The sequence below is a fragment of the Streptomyces sp. NPDC093064 genome, assembly GCF_044754605.1.
Taxonomy (GTDB): Bacteria; Actinomycetota; Actinomycetes; order Streptomycetales; family Streptomycetaceae; genus Streptomyces.
This window is the reverse complement of sequence record NZ_JBIVPK010000010.1, coordinates 224,901-247,475: the sequence shown is the minus strand read 5'-3', so window position 1 is coordinate 247,475 and position 22,575 is coordinate 224,901. Positions and strand designations below refer to the sequence as shown.

Here is a 22,575-nt window from a genome sequence, read left to right as displayed (position 1 = left end):
CCTCATACGCGCATGGACCGGCACATGCCCCACCTGCCACCGCGGCATCCCCGCTTCAGCTCCGCCAGAACACCACCCACGCCAGCCAACCTAACGAAGTACTACTAGCGGCCGGCCGTCGAGAGTGAGCAAAGCGTAGGTCGGCACGGCGTGCGCGGCTGCACGCATCACGTATTCATGCTCGCCACAGGCGAAGGGAGCGACCGGATCCTGCAGCACAAGGCTTCACCGGCGAGATCGCCCGCAAGGGCCTGCCCGCCCCAGTCCAGGCCGGCAAGAGGTGGGTGGTCGAGCGGACGCGCGCGGATGAACGGCTTCGGCAGGCTGCGGCGCTGCACCGAGAAGCGCAAGCGAGTCGTGGACTTCTACCTCCACCTGGCCGCCGCGATCGTCACCCTCCGCATGCTCATCCGCCGCGCTACCCCGCTCTACCGCTGGGATCCCGCTCCACCACCCGCAGACTGAAATAACGCCTACTGCCGGACGCTCTTAGGGCCCATTCAGGCGGTCGTGGGAGCGTGACCGACTGTTTCGCGCGGTCGAGAGAGGGCGGTGGTGTGCAGTAGTCGCAAGTCACAGTGGCCGCAGCGTGAGGCGATCACTGCAGGCAGGCCGTGGGACGAAGGGTGCGCCGGATGGAACGGGTGTCGGACGGGCGGGGACAGCGCGGGCGTCGCGGGTCGGTCCTACCAGCGGTGTTCGCACTGAGTCTGCTGACGGCTTGCGGGACGCTGCCCGAGCCTTACCATCCGCCCAGGGCCCAGCACGGCTCCACGGGCAGCCGTACCTACTACGTCAGCGAGCACGGAAACGACAGTGCGGACGGAATGAGCCCCGGTTCGGCGTGGCGCACGCTCCGCCAGGCGGACCGGGTCCGCTACCGGCCCGGTGACCGGCTGCTGCTGCACGGCGGGGCCCGGTTCGAGGGCTCGCTGCGGCTGGACCGGGGTGAGGCCGGCCGGCCCCGGCAACCCGTGATCGTGGGTTCGTACGACCGCGGGCGGGCGACCATCGTGCCGGCCAAGGGGCGGCCGGCCATCGAGGTCGTGAACACCGCGGGCGTGGAGGTGCGCGACCTGATCGTGCGAGGCGGCTCCGCCCAGGCGCTCCAGGAGGGAGGCATCAGCTTCTACAACGACTTGCCGAGTCCCGAGCGGCTGGCGCACATCGTGGTGTCGGGAGTGGATGTGTCCGGCTTCCGGCACGGCGTCCAACTGGGCGCGCAAAGCGGCGGGTTCCGCGATGTACGTGTCACGCACAGCGTCCTTCACGGCAACCGGGACGCCGGTCTCATCATCTATCGGCTGGCACCGGTGAAGCCCGGGTCGAAGGAGAGCTACGCCCACGCGGACGTCGTGGTGGACGGGGTGGAGGCGCACGACAACGCGGGCGATCCGCACAGCCACGACCGCAACACAGGCAGCGGCATCATCCTCGGGTCCGTGGACGGGGGTGGGATCCGCAACTCCTCGACGCATGACAACGGGGCCCGTTCCTCGGCCGCCGCCAAGGAGGGGCCGGAGGGCATGTGGGCGTACGACTCCAGGAAACTCGTCATCGAGCACAACATGTCGTACCGCAACCACTCCAACAGCGAGGCCGACGGCGACGGCTTCGGGCTCGACGTCGGCACGAGCGATTCGGTGCTCCAGTACAACCTGTCCTACGAGAACGACGGAGCGGGCTTCCTGCTCTACTCCTTCGACACGCAGCGACCGTCCCGCGGAAACACGATGCGCTTCAACGTCAGCTCCCGCGACGCCCGAAGGCTTGCCCCGTACGGGGGGTTCTACGTCGGCGGCTATGTGCGCGACGCGCACGTCCTGCACAACACCGTGGTGGCGGCGCTCAACGGTTCCCTGCACACTCCGGCCGTCGTGATCACTCCGGGACCGCGGTCGGTGGCCTTCTGGAACAACCAGTTCGTCACCGACGGGGTCCCGCTGGTGGTGGCCGACGGCCCCCTCCACGGGGTGGTGTTCCAGGGCAATCACTACTACGCGCGGAACGCCTCGAGCGCTGTGGAGTGGCAGGGGTCCTTCTATTCCTCGCCCGACGGCTGGTGGCGTGCCACGGGCCAGGAGGCCATCGCGAAGGAGACCGTCGGGGTCGTGGGTGACCCGTGTTTCGCGGGCGGTCCGGCTCCGGCCGTCCGTTCCCTTCCGGCGACCAAGGAGCTGGTCTCGAAGTGCCCTGCGGCACGGCCGCCCGCCCTCGATCTGCGGGCCCGGTTCGGTGTCGATCCCGGGCCCGCAGATGTGCTGGGCCACCGGCTCGGCCGACGGTCCGTGGCGGGCGCTGTTCAGCCTCAGGCGGATGCCGAGGCGTCCGACCGGAGGTGAGGCAGGGTGCCGGGCCGGCCCGGTGCCGCGTACTGCCAGCCGGCGCGAACCCAGAGGTCGGCGTCCAGGCTGTTGCGGGCGTCGAGCAGGCACGGCCGGCAGACCAGCGGGGTGAGGGTGTCCGGGTCGAGGGCACGGTACTCGGCCCAGTCCGTCAGATGCAGGACCGCGTCGGCGCCCTCGCAGGCCTTGTCGACGCGTGAGACGTAGTCCAGCTGCGGGCACGCCTCGCGTGCGTTCTCCAGGGCCTGCGGGTCGTGGACGCGGACCACGGCTCCCTCGCGGTGCAGCTGGGCGGCCACTGCGAGGGCCGGGGAGTCCCGGACGTCGTCGCTGTCGGGCTTGAAGGCAGCGCCGAGCACGGCGATACGCCGGCCGAACAGGCTGCCGCCCGCCAGGCGGGCGGTGAGCTCCACCGTGCGGCGGCGCTGCCGGAGGTTGATCTCGTCGATCTCGGACAGAAAGGCGACCGCCGAGCCGACCCCGAGTTCAGCAGCCCGGGCACGGAAGGCCCGGATGTCCTTGGGCAGGCAGCCCCCGCCGAAGCCCAGCCCGGCGTTCAGGAAGCAACGGCCGATGCGGTCGTCGTATCCCAGCGCATGGGCGAGGACCATGACGTCGGCGCCCGCCGCGTCGCACACCTCCGCCATCGCGTTGATGAAGGAGATCTTGGTGGCGAGGAATGAGTTCGCCGCCATCTTCACCAGTTCCGCGGTGGCCGCGTCGGTCGCGACGTAGGGCACTCCGGAGCGGATCAGCGGGGCGTACACCTCGCGCAGGACAATCTCGGCGCGGCGGGAGCCGGTGCCGAAGACGAGCCGGCCGGGGCGCAGCGTGTCCATGACGGCATGGCCCTCGCGAAGGAACTCCGGGTTCCAGGCGAGATGGACCTCCGGCGCCCCGGCCGTCCGCAGCCGGGCGGTGAGCCGTTCGGCGGTGCCCACGGGCACGGTCGACTTGCCGACGATCAGCGCGCCGGGGAGCAGGTGCGGAGCCAGACCGTCGACGACCGCGTCGACGTGCCGCAGGTCGGCTCCGAGTCCCTCCGGGTGCTGCGGGGTGCCGACACACAGGAAATGCAGGCCGCCGAAACGGGCTGCTTCCTGCAGGGAGGTGGTGAAGCGCAGTCGGCCCGAGTCGATGCCACGGCTGAGGAGCTCCTGCAAGCCGGGTTCGAAGAACGGCGTCCGGCCCGCCGCGAGTGCGGCGGCCTTGGCCTCGTCGATGTCGACCCCCAGGACCTCGTGCCCGATTTCGGCCATGCAGGCGGCATGGACGGCACCGAGGTAGCCGGTGCCGATGACGGTCAGTTTCATGTGCTGCTCCGGGAGGTGGCGTGGAGGCGGACCGGCCCGGTCGTGGCACGGGGCTCGGCGACGGCGGGGCCGGGGACTCCTGGGGTTCGGTAGCCGTAAGGGTTGGCGTTCTGGAAGCGCCAGGAGTCCCGGCACATCCGGGCCAGGCCACGGATCGGGTACCAGCCCAAGACATCGGACGCGGCGGACCCGTCGGCGACGAGCTCCGGCACGTCACCCGGACGCCGGGGGCCGATGCGGTACGGCACGGGCCGGCCGGAGGCCTGTTGGTAGGCCTCGATCAGCTGGAGCACCGAGGTACCGCGCCCGCTGCCCAGGTTGAGGACGTGCAGTCCCGGCGGCGCGGGACGCTCCAGCGCGATCCGGTGCCCTTCGGCCACGTCCATGACGTGGATGTAGTCGCGCACGCCCGTTCCGTCCGGGGTGGGCCAGTCGTCACCGAAGACTGTGACGTGCTCGCGCAGGCCCGCGGCGACCTGGGCGATATAGGGCATGACGTTGTCCGGCATGCCGAGCGGGTCCTCCCCCAGAAGCCCGGACCGGTGGGCGCCGACGGGGTTGAAGTAGCGCAATGCGTACACGGTGAACTCGGGCCGGTGGGCGCACACCTCGGCGAGGATCTGTTCGCACATCCACTTCGAGCGTGCGTACGGGTTGACGGGTGCCACCTGGTCGTCCTCGGTCAGAGGCATACGGGCGGCGGCGCCGTACAGGGAGCATGAGGAGGAGAACACCAGCCGGTGCACGTGGTGTTCACTCATCACCTCCAGCAGTGCGGTGGTGCCGCCCACGTTGGTGTCGTAGTACTCGACAGGCATCCGCACCGACTCCCCCACCGCCTTGCGGCCGGCGAAGTGAACCACCGCGTCGACGGGATGGCGGGCGAAGACGCTGGACAGTGCTTTGCGGTCGCGGACGTCCAGGACGTAGGAGGCGGCCAGTCGGCGGCCGGCCACCGACTGGACGCGACGGAGCGCCTCAGGGACGCTGTTTTGGTGGTTGTCGACGGCGATCACGTTGTGTCCGCGCGAGAGGAGCTCTGCGCAGGTATGGCTGCCGATGAATCCGGCACCCCCGGTCACCATGATCGTGCGTGGCTGGGACATGGAGTGACAACCTCCGTTGGGCATCGATGGGGAATGTAGGAGGACGGAATGAGGGGCGCGCGGCACCGCCCGGACCGTCGCGCCCGTTGGTGAACGGCGCCGGGTGAGCCGCTCAGGCGAGCAGGCCCGCCAAGTACTCGGGGAGGATCAGCACAGCGAGGACCAGCGGGGATGCGGTCAGGGCGGCCACGGCGAGCGGCGCGCGGACGGTGGTCAGAGCCCGCCACCGACGGATGTTCGCGGTGTCGGCGGTCTCCACGGCGTGCAGCAGGCAGACCCAGCAGGCCACCACGGTGTAGGTTCCGGCGCCCAGCAGGCACAAGCAGACGTAGCCGAAAGCGGGACCGTTGATTTCGCCGAAGAGGCCTGCGCCGCCGAGGCCCCCAGCAATGATCACGTAAGGCATGACGAGCCGCAGAGACAGGGGAGCGACGGGCTGGTGTGCCTTGGGCGTGACCTTGAAGGTCAGGCTGCGCGGCCGGAGTCTGACCCAGACCGCCGACAGCGTTCCCCAGGTGACCAAGGGCCAGCGTGCCAGGGCGAACAGCCAGCTCTCCCAGCTGACCAGGGGCGGCCTGAGGGGACGCAGCAGGTTTCGGCGGCGCAGGAATGCGGTCAGCGCCATCAGCCACAGCGACATCGACCAGTAATGGATCAGGAAGGAAAGGTAGTTCACCCGCACCCACGGCACCCCGGTCACGGCGGCGATCGGGGCCAGAACCAGGGCCGCCGCGGTCGACAGGCCGAGCAGCGGGTAGTAGCTGAAGGCGAAGGCGAAGCGCAACCGCAGCTTCCAGGGAAGCCGGGACACGTGACGGGGGAAGAGGCCCAGCATCAGCGTCACCAGGCTGCGCGACCACTGGAACTCCTGCGTGACCATCGCGGCGAAGGTGACGGGCCCGTCACCGTGTGCCTCCGCCTCGATGGCGAAGGCTCCCTCCCAGCCGGCGGAGTTGAGCAGGAGCGTGGTGGAGAAGTCCTCGGCCAGTTCGGGGCCGATGCCGCCGATATCCCGCAGCGCGGAGGTGCGTACGGCGTAGTGGGATCCGATGCACGAAGGAGCCAGACCACCGTTGTGGCCGAGCTGGAAGGGGCCGTGGTAGCCCCCTTCCCGGTACAGTCTGCCGCGGGCCGCCCATGACACGTCCGCGTTGGCGTCGCAGATGCTCGGGGCGGCCACGTATCCGATCGCCGGGTCTGCGAAGGGCCGCACCACTTCCGCCAGATACGTCGGTTCGGGCACGTGGTCGCAGTCGAGCTGGGCGACCACGTCGTATTCGTCGTAGCCGTGACGGTCGTAGAACCAGGCCAGGTTGCCTTCCTTGCAACGGGTACGGCGCGGCCAACTCGAGCGGTGGTAGCCCTCGACGCCGCGCCGACTGGACACACGCACGCCATGCGCGCGGCACCAGGCCTCGACCTCGGGGGTCGGGCCCTCGTCGCACAGCCACACGTCGTAGAGGTGCGGAAACCGCTGGGCGAGCATCGCTGTCAGCGTGGTGCGGGCCACCGGCCAGGGCTCGGAGGGCGCCTTGGTCACCACGAACGCCACGGACAGCCGGGGCAGGGGCAGATCGGGGTTGACGCGGCGCATCCGCAGGATCGCGATGATGAACGCCAGGGGCAGCAGGGTCAAGTAGGCCAGCAGTCCGCTGTTGATGGCCAGCGCAGTCAGCGACGTGCGATGCCGCGGCTGGAGCCACCACTGCCAGAAGATGAGCGTGCTCAGGCCCCAGCCCGCGGCCAGAAGAACGACCAGGTTTCGGTCTGATGGCTTCAGCACCGCTCGGAAGGTGGTGGGGGCTACCCGGCGTACGGGGCGGCGGGCGGAGAACTGGGGCCCGTCGGCGGACATGCGGACCACTTGGCCGGCCGACAGTCTCCGCAGGTCATGACTGAGTTCTTCCAGGTCCGGGGCCGAGGACGCGGCACTGTCGGCATGCGTGACGGCTTCAGGAGATACGGATGCAGAGGGTGTCATGGCACCGTTTCCTTTGCGGCGGTACGACCGAGGTCACCGCGCCCGACCGGCTGCCGGGGCCGGTTCCGCCCCGCGGGAACGGAACCAGGACACCGTGGCCCGCAGACCGTCTTCCAGGTCGGTCTCGGGTTTCCAGGCCAGGCGTTCGAGGGCCCGGGTGACGACCGGGCAGCGGCGCACCGGGTCGTCCGTGGGCAGCGGGAGTCTCTGGACGGGCGAGGGGGATCCGGTGATGCGCAGAACGAGTTCGGCGAGTTCCGCGATGGTGCGCTCATCGGGATTGCCGAGGTTGACCGGTCCCGGCTCACGGCAGTCCAGCATCGCCACGATGCCGCGGACCAGGTCGTCGACGAAGCAGAAGCTGCGGGTCTGCAGCCCGTCGCCGTAGATGGTCAAGGCCTCGCCGGCCAAGGCCTGCCGGATGAAACTTGAGACGACCCGGCCGTCGTGGGGCCGCAGGCGTGGCCCGTAGGTGTTGAAGATGCGGACGATGCCGGTACTGACGCCCAAGTGCCGTGCATACGCGGTAGTGACGGCTTCGGCATAGCGCTTGGCTTCGTCGTACACGCTGCGTGGCCCGACGGAATTGACGTGTCCCCAGTACTCCTCGGGCTGCGGATGGACCCGCGGGTCGCCGTACACCTCGCTGGTCGAGGCCAGCACGAAGCGTGCCTGGTGCCGACGGGCGAGGACCAGAGCGTGCTCGGTGCCGCGGCTGTTCACGCCAAGGGTCTGCAGCGGAAGCTTGTGGTAATCCGCCGGAGAAGCCGGGCTGGCGAGGTGCGCGACGGCATCCACCGGGCCCGGCACGTCGAAACCATGGCTCACGTCCGCGCGCAGAAACGTGAAGCCCCGCTGGTCGCACAGCGCGGCGATGTTCTCGGCACGTCCGGTGGACAGGTTGTCGACGCAGACCACGTCATCCCCCCTGCCCAGCAGGGTCTCGCACAGATGAGATCCGACGAATCCCGCACCCCCGGTCACCACGACACGCATGTTTCTCCCATCGATGTCACCTCAGCTGAGCAAGGCCAGGCACAGACATGGAGAAAAGATATGAAATCAGCCGGTATGACGATCTGGTCTCGGGTGGAGACCTACCGCCGACCGGCCCAGTCCGGGCGGCTGTGCGGTTGTGCTTTACCGGCTCGGCCGCATTCCCTCGCGGCACATACCTGCACCGATGGGGTGAACGATGGCTCCCTGCCCCGCGTCGGCGAGTCGAACGGGATCAGGGTCCAGGCAGGCCAGACCGAGCTCGTGAACCGGCAGACCACATCGCGCACCGTGATCCTCATCCGCCTGGACCAACTGGCGATCACAGGGGGCTCTGCCCATCATGGTCACCATCTCGCGGGCCGAGGCGGTCAGGTCAGGGACTCAAGAGGTGTCGAAAGCCGTTTCCGCGCGGCGGTCGGTCCGGGCGAACGACCTCATCTCACTGCACGTCCGCCGGGAGCTCGATCCTCCCGGCATACGTCCCCTGGTTCTCCTCGCCGACATGCTGCTCGAACGTGATGTCGGCGTCGCCGTACGGGATCAGGAAACCGAAGTCCAACCGGTGGCTCCTGATCCGGTACGTCTTCGCATCCAGGACCAGTACCTCGTCAAGGCCGGAGAGCGTCAGCTGGGCGTCCTCGATGGCCACCCCCGCCTTGCGGAGCTGTTCAGCCGTCGGATCGAACTCGCGCTTCGCCTTCTTCGCCCAGGCCCGGTCCCCGACGGCACTCAGCTTCCGTTTGCCGCTCGCGACGCGGAGCTCCACCGTACCGTCGCCCGTCCTGGCCACCTTCACGTCTCCCCCGGTGGCCTTCGCGTACGTCCGGAACTCTTCGACGACCGCGACCGGGTCCTCGACCTTGTTCCGCATCTCCGGGTCGGTGACGGGGGCGTGCTTCCAGGGCGCGTCGCCCTCCTTGAGGTAGGCGGTGCCGTCGGCGACGTATATCTCCTCGTTCTTCCTGGTCCCCTTGCTGCTGGTGGTGACGCCCTCGGACCGCAGCGCCTCCGGCTTCATCCCGCGCCGGACCGTGGCCCGGTAGGTGGCCGCGTTCTTCTGCCCCTGGAGAGTGAGCCCCTCCTCCCCCTTCACGGAGAAGGTCCAGCCGGATTCCTCGGCCATCGCCTTCTCCGCGAGGTCGAGGAAGTCCTCCGGGGACTCGGGCGTCGCGGACGGCTCGGGCGTCGCGGACGAAGTCGCCACCACCTCGGGGCTTCCCGCCGCCCCGACCGGCTTCCCTGCCTCAACTCCGCATGCGTCCAGCGAGAGCACGAGCGGGAGGACGAGCACGAGGGCACACCGGAGGCGAGTTCGCATGGACCTTTTCCTTACGTCACGGCGGAGCGGCGCGGACTGTACAGCAACACTCGGCCGAGATCATCCCGACGGTCATTCCACGCAAATCGACACCCTCGACGGCTCGCCCTCGACCTCATCACTCTGAAACCGGTACGCGTCGCGCTCAGTCCCTGACGACTGGGCCGCCAGTTCGCACCACACGGTCTTGCCGCCGGGCCACCGATCCACACCCCACCGCACGCTCAGCGCGTCGAGCAGGGCGAGGCCGCGGCCGGACTCGTCGTCCTCGCCGGCCGTCCGGCACAGGACGGGCAGGGCGCGCGGGTCCGGGTCGGTGACCTCGAGTCGCGTACGGTCCCGGGTGCAGGACACCCGGACGGTCACGGGGACGCCTTCGCCGAGGTGGCGAATGACGTTGGTGAGGAGTTCGCTCACACAGAGCTGGAGGTCGGCGCAGGGCTCGCCCACGTACGCGCGGATCTCCCTGCGCACCTCGCGCAGCTCCTTGGGGACGGCCGGCAGTTCCAGCGTCAGGGACGGCCGCATCACGCGACCCCCTTGCGCAGGGCGTCGATCAGGGCGCGCGCGGCGAGCAGGTTGCAGCTGCCCAGGGTCGGAGTGGTCGTGCATCGGGGTCACACCTTCCAGTGCGCTCTGTGACGAACTGCTCACAGTGTGCTGCGGTGCCGCGTACCGTGACAGAGGTTCGAGCTCCCGGTCCTGAACTGCGCGTATGACAGCCGCGGTTGGCATCGTCAGGGGAACCGCCGGGACTCGGGCGGACACGGCGGGAAACGGACGGTAACGGCCACCAGGACGGTGAACGATGGGGCAGCGCAAGGACATCGACGGCTCGGCAGGCGTCCCGACCTTCTACGGAAAGGAGTTGCGCTGGAAGCGGGAGGAGGCGGGGCTGACGCTCCAGCAACTGGTCGAGGGCAGCTTCTACGGCCCGAGCCACCTCAGTGAGATCGAACGGGGCGAGCGGCGGATGCCGGCGGAACTGGCCGAGCACGTGGACCAGGCGCTCGGCACGGACGGCTTCTTCGAGCGTCGCTGCGAGGACGTGCGCAACGCCAAGCGGCGGGGTCACGCCCGTTACTTCGAGCGCGTACTGGAGGCGGAGAGGCACGCGGAGACCATTGAGGAGTGGTGCCCGACCCTGATTCCGGGACTCCTGCAGACGGACTCGTACGCGCGGGCGGTGGTGCGGGCGACGCACCCGCTGGCGCCGGACGACGAGGTGGAGGAGAAGGTCGCGCCCGCCGTGAAGCCGCTGAACTCCACGGGCCTGCTCCGTCCGGTGCGGGGTCCCCGGGACGACCTCGACGGAGCCAAGGCCTGGGCCGGCCAGATGGCCGAGGCGCAGGCCGAGACCATCCGGCTGCTCAAGGACGCCGATCTGCCCGGGGCGCGGCGGCCGACCGAGCAACTCGTGGCGGAGTTCGAGGCGGGGCTGCCGTTCTGGCAGCAGGCGGCGAAGGCGTCCGACGCGGACACCTTCCTCGGGCATCTGCGGTCGGTGAACCAGCACAACGGGGACACACACGTCCGCCGGATCCGCGAACTGCTGGACCTCCCCATGCCCAGCACACCGCCGACGCAGGCACGCCACGAAACGCCCGCTCCGGGACCCGTGTGACCTTTTCCGGTCCCACCCGGCCCGCGGGAACACCGCGGGGGTCCGTGGTGTTGATCTGCTGCGGCAGAACGGAGGTCGGACGGTGCACGGTGAGTACAAGGTCCCCGGCGGCAAGCTCGTCGTCGTGGACGTGGAGGTCGAGGACGGCGCGCTGCGGCACGTGCGCGTGGCGGGCGACTTCTTCCTGGAGCCGGACGAGGCGCTGGACGCCGTGAACCGCGCGCTGGAGGGCGCCCCCGCGGACACCGATGCGGCGGGCCTGGCCGCCCGGATCGACGCGGCGCTGCCCGAGGGCACCGTGATGTACGGGCTGACGTCCGAGGGCATCGGGATCGCGGTGCGCCGCGCGCTGGCGCACGCCACGGACTGGACGGACTACGACTGGCAGCTCGTCCACGACGCCCCGCAGTCCCCCGCGCTGCACATGGCACTGGACGAGGTGCTGACGGCGGAGGTCGCCGCGGGCCGGCGTCCGCCGACCCTGCGTGTGTGGGAGTGGGCCGCACCCGCGGTGATCATCGGCAGTTTCCAGTCGCTGCGCAACGAGGTGGACCCCGAGGGGGCGGCGCGGCACGGCGTCGAGGTGGTGCGCCGGATCTCCGGCGGCGGCGCGATGTTCGTCGAGCCTGGCAACACGATCACGTACTCGCTGTCGGTGCCGGAGGCACTGGTGCAGGGGCTGTCCTTCCAGGACAGCTACGCCTACCTGGACGACTGGGTGCTCGGCGCCCTCGGCGACATGGGCATCCGGGCCTGGTACCAGCCGCTGAACGACATCGCCACCGACCAGGGCAAGATCGCGGGCGCCGCGCAGAAGCGGATGGTGGGACCGGGCGGAGGGCCCGGGGCGGTGCTGCACCACGTGACCATGTCGTACGACATCGACGCCGACAAGATGCTCGAGGTGCTGCGGATCGGGCGGGAGAAGCTGTCCGACAAGGGCATCGGGAGCGCGAAGAAGCGGGTGGACCCGCTGCGCCGGCAGACCGGACTCGCCCGCGAGGCCGTCATCGCGCGGATGGTGGAGTCCTTCCGCGCCCGATACGGCCTGACGGTCGGCAAGGCGACCGACGAGGAGCTGGCCCGCGCGCGGGAGCTGGCGCGGACGAAGTTCGGTTCGGACCAGTGGACGGCGCGGGTGCCGTAGCGTTCACGCGCACCACCGCCGGCCCCGACTCCTGGGCGGGGACGAGGAGTTGCCCGGCGCGGGCCTCAAGGGCCCTGCTCCGCTTCCCTTCCCCGCCGGGACATATACGGCAAACGGCACGTCAGGAGCGGGCGGCCGTGACCGTCCGGGCACGGAGCGGAGTACCGCTTCCGCCACACGGGGAGTCGTGTGACACTGAGGTCCCGTCCGCGGTGTGGAATCGCTTCGCACCGCGTCCGTCCCCCACACGAGAAGTGCGCCGTGCGTGAACTTCCTCTCCCCCTCGCGCTCACCGCGCGTCTGAGTCCGGTCGTCGTGCTCGCCTGTGCGGGCTGGGCGTTGACGTCCGGCCCGCTCGCCGCCTCCCCGGCCGCCGCCGGACCCAATACCGAACAGCAGGAGAACCGCGGCGCCGACGACGGGTCGTCCTCCGAGCCGTCCGCGCCGTCGTCGACCGCGGTGACCAAGACGTACGCGTCCGCCCCCGCACCGTGCACCAGCATCGCCGAGAAGACGGTCACGTCCCTGGTGCCGGGTGCCAAGCCGGCGGGCAAGGAGATCCCGTCCACGGACACCAAGGTGCGCCGGACCTGCTCCTGGAACGCGCTCAAGGACTACGACTACCGCTGGCTCGACGTGTCCTTCGAGATCATGGCGACGGACGAGGCGGCGCTGAAGTCGTACCAGCAGCGGACCAGCGACAAGAGCGGCGGCGGGGCGGTGCCCGGTCTCGGGGACAGCGCCTACTCGGTGGTGAACCTGACCACCGAGGACAAGCAGGAGACCCGCGAGGGCGTGGTGCTGGCCCGCTCCGCCAACGCGATCGTGGTCGTCACGTACAACGGCAGCGACTTCGAGTCGAAGAAGGCGCCGAGCACGGACGAGATCAACAAGGGCGCCATCAAGGCCGCCAAGGAGGCGATGGCCGCCCTGGAGAACGGTCGTACGGGCTGACCGTCCTCCCCGGGCGGTGAAGCGCGTCAGGCAGTGCAGCGCTTCAGGCGGTGACGCGCGTCAGACGGTGGCCCGCTGCCGGCCGCGCGCCGCCATCAGCAGCAGGTACAGCACCAGTGAGGTGCCCAGGCCCACCGCCCAGCCGTAGTCGGCGAGGGATTTCAGGGCCGGGATGGGCCGGCCGTCGATCAGCGGGTGGAAGTCCGCGCCGCCGATGGCCAGCACGCCGCCCACCACGAAGGCCACGACCGCCCGCCAGTTCCAGCCGCCCTCGTACCAGTAGCGTCCGCCCGCGCGGTAGAGGTCGGCCAGGTCCAGCCGGGAGCGCCTGAGGACCCAGTAGTCGGCGATGAGGATGCCGGCGACGGTGCCGAGCAGTCCGCCGACCAGGCCGAGCCAGGTGAAGATGTAGCCCTGCGGGTCGGCGTACAGCTTCCACGGGCACATCACCACGGCGAGCACGGCGGTGACGAGCGCGCCGGTGCGGAAACTGACCTTGCGCGGCGCGATGTTGGAGAAGTCGAAGGCCGGGGAGACCATGTTGGCCGCGATGTTGACCGACAGGGTCGCCACCAGCACGGTCACCAGCGCGTACACCAGGCCCACCACGTTGTCCGTCTTCGCCGCCAACTGCACCGGGTCCCACACCGGTTCGCCGTACACGGCCTGGGAGCCGGAGGTGACCAGCACGGACAGGAACGCGAACAGGGTCATGGTCGTGGGCAGTCCGAGCGCCTGGCCCCGGGTCTGCGCCTTCTGGCTCCTGCCGTACCGGGTGAAGTCCGGGATGTTCAGCGACAGGGTGGACCAGAAGCCGATCATGCCCATCAGGGAGGGCGCGAACAGTTTCCAGAAGTCCGCTCCCCAGCCCAGTTTCGACGGCTGGTCGAAGAGCGGGCCGAGTCCGCCGGCCTTGCTGCTCATCCACCACAGCATCACGAAGGCGCCGACGAGCACGAAGGGCGCCGCCCAGTTCTCGAACCGGCGGATGGTCTCCATGCCCCGGTAGATGACGGCCACCTGGATCGCCCAGAAGATGGCGAACGACGCCCACATCGTCCAGGCGTGGCCGCCCACCTTCGCGGCCTCCGTCCAGCCGCTCCCGATCAGCTTCCCGGCAAGGAAGTAGATCGCCTCGCCGCCGATCCAGGTCTGGATGCCGAACCAGCCGCATGCCACCAACGCCCGTACGACGGCAGGCAGGTTGGCGCCGCGCACACCGAAGGAGGCGCGGGCGAAAACCGGGAAGGGGATGCCGTACTTGGGTCCCGCGTGCCCGGTGAGCAGCATGGGGACGAGCACGATCAGGTTGGCCAGGGCGATGGTGAACACCGCCTGCTTCCAGTCCATGCCGACGGCGATCAGACCGGAGGCCAGGGTCCAGGAGGCCGTGTTGTGGGCCATGCCGACCCACAGCGCGGAGAAGTTGTACGTGGTCCAGGTGCGCTTGGCGACCGGGACGGGCAGCAGGTCCGCGTTGGCGTAGGGGCCACTGGGCGGCGGAGATCCGGGGGCGATCTCCACGCGCCCGTCGGGGAGGGTGACCTGCGCGGACGGCGGTATGGCCAAAGGAGCGGTGTCGGTCATGGGCAGCCCAATCGATGAGACGGGTCGAAACGGGGCGGTGCGGGCGCCCGGCCCCTCCCCGGGGAGGTGGGGAGGGGGGACAGAGGGGGGATGGGAACAGCGCTCGGGGACTCAGGAGTTGACGGCCGGGATGATCTGCTGCCCGTACGCGTCGATCACGGCTTCCTGCGCGTCGTGCATGTCGTACACGGCGAACTGGTCCACGCCCAACTCGCGCAGCGCGTTCAGCTTCTCGATGTGCTTCTCGACCGGTCCGATCACGCAGAACCGGTCGACGATCTCGTCGGGCACGAACTGCGTGTCCGGGTTGCCGCTGCGCCCGTGGTGGGCGTAGTCGTAGCCCTGGCGGGCCTTGATGTATTCGGTGAGTTCGTCGGGTACGGCGGCCGAGTGCTCGCCGTAGCGGGCGACCAGGTCGGCCACGTGGTTGCCGACCATGCCACCGAACCACCGGCACTGGTCGCGGGCGTGGGCGAGCGCCTCGGGCGAGTCGTCGGCCGTGACGTAGGCGGGGGCGGCGACGCAGATCCTCACCTCGGACGGGTCGCGCCCGGCCGCGGCCGCCGCGTCCTTCACGGCCTTCACCATGTACTCGGTCAGATAGAGGTCGGCGAGCTGGAGGATGAAACCGTCGGCCTCCTCACCGGTCATCTTCAGCGCCTTGGGGCCGTACGCGGCCATCCACACGGGCAGTTCCGCGCCGGGCTTGATCCACGGGAACCTGATCACCGTGCCGCCGAGGTCGGCCTCCTCTCCCCTGCCCAGCGCCCGGATGACCTTCATCGCCTCGCTGATCCGGGCCAGGGTGTTGGGTTTGCGGCCGGCCACCCGCATCGCGGAGTCGCCGCGGCCGATCCCGCAGACCGTGCGGTTGCCGAACATGTCGTTGAGGGTGGCGAAGGTGGAGGCGGTGACCTCCCAGGTGCGGGTGCCGGGGTTGGTGACCATGGGTCCGACGGTCAGCTTCTCGGTGTTCGCGAGGATCTGGCTGTAGATCACGAACGGCTCCTGCCAGAGCACGGCGGAGTCGAAGGTCCAGCCGTAGCGGAAGCCGTTGCGCTCGGCGCGCTTCATCAGGCTGACCACGCGCGAGGCCGGCGGGTCGGTCTGCAGGACGAGTCCGAAGTCCATGGGCGGCACTCCTAGTCGAGGTACTGGCAGGTGGAGCGCGGGGTGTAGACGCCGTGCCCGCGGTGCCCGGTGTACTCCCGCTCGGTGATGACGGGTTCGCCGCGGGAGAGCACGGTCTCCACCCGGCCGGTGATCCGCCTGCCCTCGTACGCCGAGTAGTCGACGTTCATGTGGTGGGTCTCGGCGGACATGACCTGCTCGGCATGCGGGTCGTAGACGACGACGTCCGCGTCGGCGCCCGGCGCGATGGTGCCCTTCTTCGGGTACATGCCGAACATACGGGCCGGGGTGGCGCAGGCGATCTCGATCCAGCGGCGGCGCGAGATGTGCCCGTCGACGACGGCCTGGTGGAGCAGGTCCATCCGGTTCTCCACGCCCGGCATGCCGTTGGGGATCTTGGAGAAGTCGCCGCGGCCGAGTTCCTTCTGGCCGGTGAAGCAGAAGGGGCAGTGGTCGGTGGAGACCACCTGGAGGTCGTTGGTGCGCAGGCCCTTCCACAGGGCCGCCTGGTGCTCCTTGGGGCGAAGGGGCGTCGAGCACACGTACTTGGCGCCCTCGAAGCCCGGCTCGGCGAGGTTGTCGGTGGACAGGAAGAGGTACTGCGGGCAGGTCTCGCCGAAGACGTGCAGTCCCTGGTCGCGCGCCCTGGCCAGTTCGGCGACCGCCTCCTGGGCCGAGACGTGCACGACGTACAGCGGGGCGCCCGCGACCTGGGCGAGCCGGATGGCGCGGTGGGTGGCCTCGGCCTCCAGCAGGGCCTTGCGGACCTCTCCGTGGTAGCGCGGGTCGGTCTCGCCGCGGGCCAGGGCCTGTTCGACCAGGACGTCGATGGCGATGCCGTTCTCGGCGTGCATCATGATCAGCCCGCCGTTGTCGGCGGCACGCTGCATGGCGCGCAGGATCTGCCTGTCGTCGCTGTAGAAGACTCCCGGGTAGGCCATGAACTGCTTGAAGGAGGTCACGCCCTCCTCCACCAGGAGGTCCATCTCCTTGAGCGTCTCCTGGTTCACATCGGAGACGATCATGTGGAAGCCGTAGTCGATCGCGCAGTTGCCCTCGGCCTTGGCGTGCCAGGCGTCCAGGCCCTCGCGCAGGGATCCGCCGACGGTCTGGATGGCGAAGTCCACGATCGTGGTCGTGCCGCCCCAGGCGGCGGCCCGGGTGCCGGTCTCGAAGGTGTCCGCGGCGTAGGTGCCGCCGAAGGGCATCTCCATGTGGGTGTGGCCGTCGACGCCACCCGGAATCACGTACTTGCCGGTGGCGTCGATGGTCCGCTCTGCGGTGAACGCCCCGGCGGCCGGGGTGCCGGAGGCGGCGAGGGCGGCGATGCGGCCGTCCTCGATCAGGACGTCGGCGTGGATCTCGTCGGCGGCGGTGATGACGAGGCCGCCGCGGATGACGGTGCGGCTCATGCTCCCTCTCCTTCCGGTCGGGTGTGCACGGTGGGTCGCGGGTCCCCGGTCAGGGCGCGGTCAGCGGCTCGTACGCGCCCGGGGCGCGGTCGCGGTAGAACTGCCAGCGGTCGCGGACCTCGCGCAGCTTGGCCAGGTCCAGGTCGCGCACGACCAGTTCGGTGTCCTTGTCGCTCGCCGGTTCGCCGACGAACTGCGCCTCCGGGTCCACGAAGTACGAGGTGCCGTAGAAGTCGTTGTCCCCGTACTCCTCGACGCCCACCCGGTTGATCGCGCCGACGAAGTACTCGTTGGCGACGGCCGCCGCCGGCTGCTCCAGCTGCCACAGGTAGCCGGACAGTCCGCGCGAGGTGGCCGACGGGTTGAAGACGATCTCGGCGCCGGCCAGTCCGAGGGCCCGCCAGCCCTCCGGGAAGTGCCGGTCGTAGCAGATGTAGACGCCGATCCTGCCCGCCTTGGTGTCGAAGATCGGCCAGCCGCTGTTGCCGGGCCGGAAGTAGAACTTCTCCCAGAAGCCCTTGACCTGCGGGATGTGAGTCTTGCGGTACTTGCCGAGGTAGGAGCCGTCCGCGTCGATCACGGCGGCGGTGTTGTAGAGGACGCCGGGCTGCTCCTCCTCGTACATCGGCAGCACCAGGACGATGCCGAGTTCCTTCGCGAGCGCCTGGAAGCGCCGGACGATCGGGCCCTCGGGGATCTGCTCGGCGTACGCGTAGAACGCGGGGTCCTGGACCTGGCAGAAGTACGGTCCGTAGAACAGTTCCTGGAAGCACAGCACCTGGGCGCCCTGCGCGGCCGCGTCGCGGGCCGCCTGCTCGTGGACCTGGATCATGGATTCCTTGTCGCCGGTCCACGCGGTCTGGAAGAGGGCGGCACGGATCACCTTGCTCATCGGGACCTCCACTCGCTGGATGTGCGGGGAGCGTAGAAAGCCGGCGGCTCCGCTTTGAGGTGCACCGTGTCACGTCTGCGGGGGCGGGGCGTGCCACCGTGTCACTCCGGGTCCGTCCCATGTCTCACCGCCGTTCTCCCGGCCGTTCTTCGGGCTCACTCCTGTTGCGCGTCGTGCGCGAGGAGCGCGATGTGCACCGAGGCGGCCTGTTCGAAGTCGTCGAGGTCCACCCCGAGGCACGCCTGTATGGACTCCAGGCGGCGGTAGAGCGCGGGCCGGGAGACGTGGTGGAGCTGGGCGGTGCGGGACTTGTTGCGGCCGGTGGCGAGGTAGGTGCGCAGCACGGACAGCAGGTCGTCGTCGGCCCGGCGCAGCAGTCCGTCCAGTTCCCGCTCCGCGAAGGACTGCACGTGCGGGTCGTCGCGCAGCAGCCGGACCAGGCCGCGCAGGTGCACGTCCTTCAGGCGTACGACGGCCGGGAGGTCCAGGGCGTCGGCGGACTCGGCCACGGCCCGGGCGACGTGCCGGGCCTCGCGCAGCCCGGCGGGCACGTCGTCCCAGACGGTGCGGGCGTCCGCGGCGGCGACGACCGTGCGGTCCGCGCCGGACCCGTCGCGCAGTCGGGCCGCGAAGTGCTCGGTGAGGGCGTCGGCGTCCTGGTCGCGGGCGAGGCTGAGCAGCACGGCGGTGGCGCCCTCGGCCAGCTCGGCGACCAGCCCGGGAAGGCCCAGCAGCCGCAGCAGCCGGTCGAGCGCGGCCACGTCGCCGTCCGGTACGACCAGTGGTACGAAGCTGCGCCGGTTGACCGGCAGCCCGGCGGCCCGTGCCCGGGGCAGCAGTTGCCGGGCCGGTACGGCTCCGCCGACGAGGTCGGTGAGCAGGCCCTGCGCGGACTGCTCCTCCCAGGAGCAGCCGGCGTTGCCACCGAGCATGCGGTGCAGGACGAGGGCCTCGGCGGCGCGGTCGGCCAGCAGCCGTCCGGTGGCGCTGTCGCCGCGGTGGCCGCACAGCACGATCCGTCCCCACCGCTCCCCGCGCCCGCCCAGTTCGGCGCGGATCCAGCCGTCGCTCTGGCCGGCGCCGGCCTGCCGGGCGATGCGTTCCCAGTCCCGCAGCACGTCGTCGACCGCCGAACGCTCCCCCGCCGTGGCCAGGACGCGGTGGGCGAGGTTGGTGACGACGACGGGGCAGGCACTGTGCTGCGCGATCTCGTCGAGCAGTGCCTGGAGCGGGGCCCCCGCCGTGATCAGCGCGGTGAGGGCGGTGCGTACGGCCTCCGACAGGCTGACGGAGGCGAACTTGCGCCGCACCAGCCGGGACTGGACCTCCTCGGTCAGCTCGGCGAAGGGGAAGGGGCGGTGCAGGACGACCAGGGGCAGCTGGCACCGCTCCGCGGCCCGGCGCATCACGTCCGGCGGCGTGGGGAAGGCCCGGCCGAGGCCGAGTACGACAGCCGCGGCCTCCGCGCGGTGCAGGGAGCGGATGTACTCGTCCTGCTTCTCCTCGTCACCGGCGAGCAGCACGCCGGTGGTGAGGACCATCTCCCCGCCGCTGAGCATCACGCCGACATCGGCGGCCTCGGCGACGTGCACCCAGCGCACGGGCCGGTCGAGGTGGCCGGCGCCGGCCACCACCTCGGGCTCCCCCGCGAGCACCCGCTCCAGGGTGAGGACCTGGCGCACCGACAGAGCGGCTTCCGGCGGGTTCCAGGAGGCCGGGGGTGTGCCCGAGGCGGTGGTCATGGCGACGTTCCCCTCTTTGTGCGGTTCGGTCCACCTCCGGTGGCGCTCAGTACGCGGCGCGCAGTGCGCTCTCCAGGATCGCGGCGCCCTCCTCGGCCTCCGCGACGGTCAGGGACAGCGGCGGGGCGATGCGCAGGGCGCTGGTGTTGTGTCCGCCGCCCTTGCCGATGAGCAGGCCGCCCTGCCGGGCCGCCTCCAGCACCGCGGTGGCCGCCTGCGGGTCGGCCTCGTCCGTCCCCGGCCGGGTCAGCTCGACGCCGATCATCAGCCCGCGTCCGCGGACCTCGCGCACGCCGGGCAGTTGGGCGGCGACGGCCCGCAGCCGCTCGATGAGGAGTCCGCCGACGCGCCGGGCGTTGCCCTGGAGGTCGTGTTCCAGGAGGTAGTTGAGGTTGGCGAGGCCCGCGGCCATGGTGAGCTGGGTGCCGCCGAAGGTGGAGATGCTGTTGGCGTCCAGGCAGTTCATGATCTCGGCGCGGGCGACGACCCCGCCGATGGACGTGCCGTTGCCGATGCCCTTGGCGAAGGTGACGATGTCGGGTGGTCCGCTGCGCGCGTGCGCCTGCCAGCCCCAGAAGTGGTCGCCGGTGCGGCCCCAGCCGGTCTGCACCTCGTCGGAGATCCACAGGATGCCGTGCTCCTGGAGCACCTCCCGGAAGGCGGCGTACAGGCCGTCGGGCGGGGAGGTGAAGCCGCCGACGCCCTGGACGGGTTCGGCGATCAGCGCGGCGGGCGGGCGGGTGTGACCGAGGAGGTCCCTGAGGTCCTCGACGCAGGCGTCGATGAACTCGGCGTCGCTCAGGTGGGCGAAGGGGCCTCGGGTGCGTACGCCGCCGTGGACGTAGAGCGTCTGGAGCGGGGACAGGGAGGTCGGGGACCAGCCGCGGTTGCCCGTGATGCCCACGGCGCTGAAGGAGCGGCCGTGGTAGCTGTTGCGCATGGCCAGGATCGTGTTGCCGCGCCGGTAGGTGGTGGCGAGCAGCAGGGCGGTGTCGTTGGCCTCGGTTCCGGAGGTGGTGAAGAACACCCGGGCGTCCGGGATCCCGCTCAACTGGGCGACGCGCTCGGCGAGTTCGACCATCGGGCGGTTGAGGTAGAGCGTGGAGGAGTGGATGATCCGCCCGGCCTGCTCGCTCACCGCCTTGGTGACCTCGGGCAGCGCGTGGGCGGTCATGGTGGTGAGGATTCCGCCGAAGAAGTCGAGGTAGCGCCTGCCGTCGGCGTCCCAGACGTGGCGGCCCTCGCCGTGGGTGATCTCGATCGGGTCCTCGTAGTAGAGCGCCAGCCAGTCGGGCGCGACGGCCCGGTGACGGTCATACAGGTCGCTCACGGCTGCACCAGCCCTTCGTAGGCGTCGGGGCGGCGGTCGCGGTAGAAGGCCCACTGCTGCCGCACCTCTTCGATGACGTCGAAGTCGAGGTCGCGGACAAGGAGTTCCTCCTTGGAGTCGTCGGCGACGTCTCCGACGAACCGCCCGCGGGGGTCGACGAAGTAGCTCGTTCCGTAGAAGTCGTTGTCGCCGTACTCCTCCCGGCCGACGCGGTTGATCGCGGCGACGAAGTACTCGTTGGCGACGGCGGCGGCCGGCTGTTCCAGCTGCCACAGGTAGGCGGACAGGCCGCGGTGGGTGGCGGAGGGGTTGTAGACGAGCTGGGCGCCGTTCAGGCCGAGCTGCCGCCAGCCCTCCGGGAAGTGGCGGTCGTAGCAGATGTAGACGCCGACCCTGCCGACGGCGGTGTCGAAGACGGGCCAGCCGAGGTTGCCGGGTTTGAAGTAGTACTTCTCCCAGAAGCCCTTGACCTGCGGGATGTGGTGCTTGCGGTACTTGCCGAGGTAGCTGCCGTCGGCGTCGATCACGGCGGCGGTGTTGTAGTAGAAGCCGGACTGCTCGACCTCGAACACCGGGACGACGATCACCATGCCGGTCTCGCGGGCGAGTTCCCGCATGCGCCGCACCGTGGGCCCATCCGGCACCGGCTCGGCCCAGCGGTAGTGCTCCGGCTCCTGGACCTGGCAGAAGTACGGCGCGTTGAAGACTTCCTGGAACCCGATGATCCGGGCACCCTGACGGGCCGCCTCTCGGGCGTGCTCCTCGTGTTTGGCGACCATGGACTCGGTGTCGCCGGTCCAGGTGGCCTGGACCAGGGCCGCACGGACGACGTTGGCCATGAGCTGCTCCTTCGACGTACGTCAGAGCCTCTACGCCCGTAGAACAGGCCTAGAGGCACGAACGTAAGCCTCTTCTCGTGGCTTGCCAAGACCATTGTCGTCAACCCGCGAAGTCGATCGTGTTTCGCACTCCGGTGGGTGAGCGCGTCGGCCGGCGGGAGCGGCGTCACGACGAGGCCGGGACCGGGGCACTCGCCCTGGCCAGCAGCTCGTGGGGCGCCGCGGGACCGGCCCGGAGCCCGGGAAGCAGCAGCAGCCACAGGGCGGCCAGGCGGTCCTCGATCAGCAGGCGGTCGTCGAGGACGTCGGAGAGCGTGTGCAGGCCGAAGAAGGCAGCGACCAGGGTGGGGGCGTCCCGGCCGGGCTCCGCCCCGGGGGCCAGTCCTCCCTCGCTCCGGGCGGCGGCGAGCATGCGTTCGACGGTGGTGATCCAGTCCACGAACGGCGGGGGCATCTCCACGTCGATGGACCGCCGCTCGGCCCACAGCCGCGCGCCGGCACGTACGACGACGTCGTCACGGAACGCCCGGGCCACCGAGAAGCTCAGCCGCACCAGCCTCTCCAGGGCGGGCTCGGGCACCGACTCGTGCTGTGCGACCAGGGCCGGCCAGGCGGCGAAATGCGCGGTGACGACGGCGAGGGCGAGCTGTTCCTTGTTGGTGTAGTGGAAATAGATGGCCCCGCTGGTACGCCCGGACCGTGCGCTGATGTCGGCGATACTGGTCCCCGCGTAACCCCGTTCGAAGAACAGGTGAGCTGCTGCCTGCAATACGGCTCTGCGGGTTTCCTCCGCCCGTTCCTGCACGCGTCTCCCTCGTCCGTAGGTGCGTCGCGAGGAGGAATCTATCGGCCTTT

General features: G+C 70.2%; 18 protein-coding genes and 1 pseudogene. 5 read left to right on the top strand and 14 right to left on the bottom strand.

Annotated features, from left to right (window positions below; genetic code table 11):
- Nucleotides 1-221: 221 nt before the first annotated feature.
- Together ACIQFZ_RS15585 and ACIQFZ_RS15580 are read left to right on the top strand one after the other, a co-directional pair.
- Nucleotides 222-470: pseudogene (locus tag ACIQFZ_RS15585) on the top strand (IS5/IS1182 family transposase); the annotation flags it as partial.
- Between the two features lie 225 nt (nt 471-695).
- Complete coding sequence (locus tag ACIQFZ_RS15580) at nt 696-2,342, top strand: right-handed parallel beta-helix repeat-containing protein (protein WP_365417817.1); 1,647 nt, start codon at nt 696-698, stop codon at nt 2,340-2,342.
- Here the strand turns inward: ACIQFZ_RS15580 and ACIQFZ_RS15575 are convergent.
- The 6 genes from ACIQFZ_RS15575 to ACIQFZ_RS15550 all read right to left on the bottom strand — a co-directional run bounded on the left by ACIQFZ_RS15575 (nt 2,309) and on the right by ACIQFZ_RS15550 (nt 9,590).
- Nucleotides 2,309-3,658, bottom strand: a complete 1,350-nt coding sequence (locus tag ACIQFZ_RS15575; RefSeq protein ID WP_365417814.1) for a UDP-glucose/GDP-mannose dehydrogenase family protein — start codon at nt 3,656-3,658, stop codon at nt 2,309-2,311. The genes ACIQFZ_RS15580 and ACIQFZ_RS15575 overlap by 34 nt on opposite strands.
- The gene (galE, locus tag ACIQFZ_RS15570; protein ID WP_365417812.1) at nt 3,655-4,764 is read right to left on the bottom strand and encodes a UDP-glucose 4-epimerase GalE; all 1,110 of its coding nucleotides are present in this window, start codon (nt 4,762-4,764) and stop codon (nt 3,655-3,657) included. Before galE ends, ACIQFZ_RS15575 begins: the two co-directional genes overlap by 4 nt.
- Nucleotides 4,765-4,876: 112 nt before the next feature.
- Nucleotides 4,877-6,745 (bottom strand): glycosyltransferase family 2 protein, encoded by a 1,869-nt coding sequence (locus tag ACIQFZ_RS15565; RefSeq protein WP_402691425.1) that lies wholly within the window; start codon nt 6,743-6,745, stop codon nt 4,877-4,879.
- A 33-nt stretch (nt 6,746-6,778) separates the two neighbouring features.
- Nucleotides 6,779-7,741 carry a UDP-glucuronic acid decarboxylase family protein gene (locus tag ACIQFZ_RS15560; RefSeq protein WP_365417807.1) on the bottom strand — a complete coding sequence of 321 codons (963 nt, stop codon included), beginning with the start codon at nt 7,739-7,741 and terminating at the stop codon, nt 6,779-6,781.
- A gap of 442 nt (nt 7,742-8,183) precedes the next feature.
- On the bottom strand, nt 8,184-9,062 hold the full coding sequence (locus ACIQFZ_RS15555) for a hypothetical protein (RefSeq protein ID WP_402691424.1): 879 nt from the start codon (nt 9,060-9,062) through the stop codon (nt 8,184-8,186).
- Between the two features lie 72 nt (nt 9,063-9,134).
- Nucleotides 9,135-9,590 carry an ATP-binding protein gene (locus ACIQFZ_RS15550; protein WP_376653057.1) on the bottom strand — a complete coding sequence of 152 codons (456 nt, stop codon included), beginning with the start codon at nt 9,588-9,590 and terminating at the stop codon, nt 9,135-9,137.
- A 280-nt stretch (nt 9,591-9,870) separates the two neighbouring features.
- On the opposite strand from ACIQFZ_RS15550, the gene ACIQFZ_RS15545 reads away from it, so the two are divergent.
- The 3 genes from ACIQFZ_RS15545 to ACIQFZ_RS15535 all read left to right on the top strand — a co-directional run bounded on the left by ACIQFZ_RS15545 (nt 9,871) and on the right by ACIQFZ_RS15535 (nt 12,787).
- Nucleotides 9,871-10,686 carry a Scr1 family TA system antitoxin-like transcriptional regulator gene (locus ACIQFZ_RS15545; protein ID WP_402691423.1) on the top strand — a complete coding sequence of 272 codons (816 nt, stop codon included), beginning with the start codon at nt 9,871-9,873 and terminating at the stop codon, nt 10,684-10,686.
- Nucleotides 10,687-10,768: 82 nt separating this feature from the next.
- Nucleotides 10,769-11,833, top strand: a complete 1,065-nt coding sequence (locus tag ACIQFZ_RS15540) for a biotin/lipoate A/B protein ligase family protein (protein WP_383057772.1) — start codon at nt 10,769-10,771, stop codon at nt 11,831-11,833.
- 261 nt (nt 11,834-12,094) lie between these two features.
- The gene (locus ACIQFZ_RS15535; RefSeq protein ID WP_365417791.1) at nt 12,095-12,787 is read left to right on the top strand and encodes a hypothetical protein; all 693 of its coding nucleotides are present in this window, start codon (nt 12,095-12,097) and stop codon (nt 12,785-12,787) included.
- A 60-nt stretch (nt 12,788-12,847) separates the two neighbouring features.
- On the opposite strand, the gene ACIQFZ_RS15530 is transcribed toward ACIQFZ_RS15535, so the two are convergent.
- The 8 genes from ACIQFZ_RS15530 to ACIQFZ_RS15495 all read right to left on the bottom strand — a co-directional run bounded on the left by ACIQFZ_RS15530 (nt 12,848) and on the right by ACIQFZ_RS15495 (nt 22,525).
- Nucleotides 12,848-14,374 (bottom strand): NCS1 family nucleobase:cation symporter-1, encoded by a 1,527-nt coding sequence (locus tag ACIQFZ_RS15530; protein WP_402691422.1) that lies wholly within the window; start codon nt 14,372-14,374, stop codon nt 12,848-12,850.
- Between the two features lie 111 nt (nt 14,375-14,485).
- Complete coding sequence (locus tag ACIQFZ_RS15525; RefSeq protein ID WP_383057767.1) at nt 14,486-15,505, bottom strand: TIGR03842 family LLM class F420-dependent oxidoreductase; 1,020 nt, start codon at nt 15,503-15,505, stop codon at nt 14,486-14,488.
- Nucleotides 15,506-15,516: 11 nt separating this feature from the next.
- Nucleotides 15,517-16,917 (bottom strand): dihydropyrimidinase, encoded by a 1,401-nt coding sequence (gene hydA, locus ACIQFZ_RS15520; RefSeq protein WP_402691421.1) that lies wholly within the window; start codon nt 16,915-16,917, stop codon nt 15,517-15,519.
- Between the two features lie 49 nt (nt 16,918-16,966).
- On the bottom strand, nt 16,967-17,809 hold the full coding sequence (locus ACIQFZ_RS15515) for a nitrilase-related carbon-nitrogen hydrolase (protein WP_365435968.1): 843 nt from the start codon (nt 17,807-17,809) through the stop codon (nt 16,967-16,969).
- 155 nt (nt 17,810-17,964) lie between these two features.
- Nucleotides 17,965-19,551, bottom strand: a complete 1,587-nt coding sequence (locus ACIQFZ_RS15510) for a PucR family transcriptional regulator (protein WP_402691420.1) — start codon at nt 19,549-19,551, stop codon at nt 17,965-17,967.
- Nucleotides 19,552-19,597: 46 nt separating this feature from the next.
- Nucleotides 19,598-20,881, bottom strand: coding sequence for an aspartate aminotransferase family protein (locus tag ACIQFZ_RS15505; protein WP_365426913.1), 1,284 nt, complete (start codon nt 20,879-20,881; stop codon nt 19,598-19,600).
- Complete coding sequence (locus ACIQFZ_RS15500; RefSeq protein ID WP_281154228.1) at nt 20,878-21,720, bottom strand: nitrilase-related carbon-nitrogen hydrolase; 843 nt, start codon at nt 21,718-21,720, stop codon at nt 20,878-20,880. Before ACIQFZ_RS15500 ends, ACIQFZ_RS15505 begins: the two co-directional genes overlap by 4 nt.
- A gap of 166 nt (nt 21,721-21,886) precedes the next feature.
- On the bottom strand, nt 21,887-22,525 hold the full coding sequence (locus ACIQFZ_RS15495) for a ScbR family autoregulator-binding transcription factor (RefSeq protein WP_383057762.1): 639 nt from the start codon (nt 22,523-22,525) through the stop codon (nt 21,887-21,889).
- Between the last annotated feature and the right edge of the window lie 50 nt (nt 22,526-22,575).

Excerpts from the sequence above, each read along its gene's own strand:
- ACIQFZ_RS15575 (WP_365417814.1), bottom strand. The coding sequence starts at position 3,658 with ATGAAACTGACCGTCATCGGCACCGGCTACCTCGGTGCCGTCCATGCC.
- galE (WP_365417812.1), bottom strand. The coding sequence starts at position 4,764 with ATGTCCCAGCCACGCACGATCATGGTGACCGGGGGTGCCGGATTCATC.
- ACIQFZ_RS15565 (WP_402691425.1), bottom strand. The coding sequence starts at position 6,745 with ATGACACCCTCTGCATCCGTATCTCCTGAAGCCGTCACGCATGCCGAC.
- ACIQFZ_RS15560 (WP_365417807.1), bottom strand. The coding sequence starts at position 7,741 with ATGCGTGTCGTGGTGACCGGGGGTGCGGGATTCGTCGGATCTCATCTG.
- ACIQFZ_RS15555 (WP_402691424.1), bottom strand. The coding sequence starts at position 9,062 with ATGCGAACTCGCCTCCGGTGTGCCCTCGTGCTCGTCCTCCCGCTCGTG.
- ACIQFZ_RS15550 (WP_376653057.1), bottom strand. The coding sequence starts at position 9,590 with ATGCGGCCGTCCCTGACGCTGGAACTGCCGGCCGTCCCCAAGGAGCTG.
- ACIQFZ_RS15545 (WP_402691423.1), top strand. The coding sequence starts at position 9,871 with ATGGGGCAGCGCAAGGACATCGACGGCTCGGCAGGCGTCCCGACCTTC.
- ACIQFZ_RS15530 (WP_402691422.1), bottom strand. The coding sequence starts at position 14,374 with ATGACCGACACCGCTCCTTTGGCCATACCGCCGTCCGCGCAGGTCACC.
- ACIQFZ_RS15525 (WP_383057767.1), bottom strand. The coding sequence starts at position 15,505 with ATGGACTTCGGACTCGTCCTGCAGACCGACCCGCCGGCCTCGCGCGTG.
- hydA (WP_402691421.1), bottom strand. The coding sequence starts at position 16,917 with ATGAGCCGCACCGTCATCCGCGGCGGCCTCGTCATCACCGCCGCCGAC.
- ACIQFZ_RS15515 (WP_365435968.1), bottom strand. The coding sequence starts at position 17,809 with ATGAGCAAGGTGATCCGTGCCGCCCTCTTCCAGACCGCGTGGACCGGC.
- ACIQFZ_RS15510 (WP_402691420.1), bottom strand. The coding sequence starts at position 19,551 with ATGACCACCGCCTCGGGCACACCCCCGGCCTCCTGGAACCCGCCGGAA.
- ACIQFZ_RS15500 (WP_281154228.1), bottom strand. The coding sequence starts at position 21,720 with ATGGCCAACGTCGTCCGTGCGGCCCTGGTCCAGGCCACCTGGACCGGC.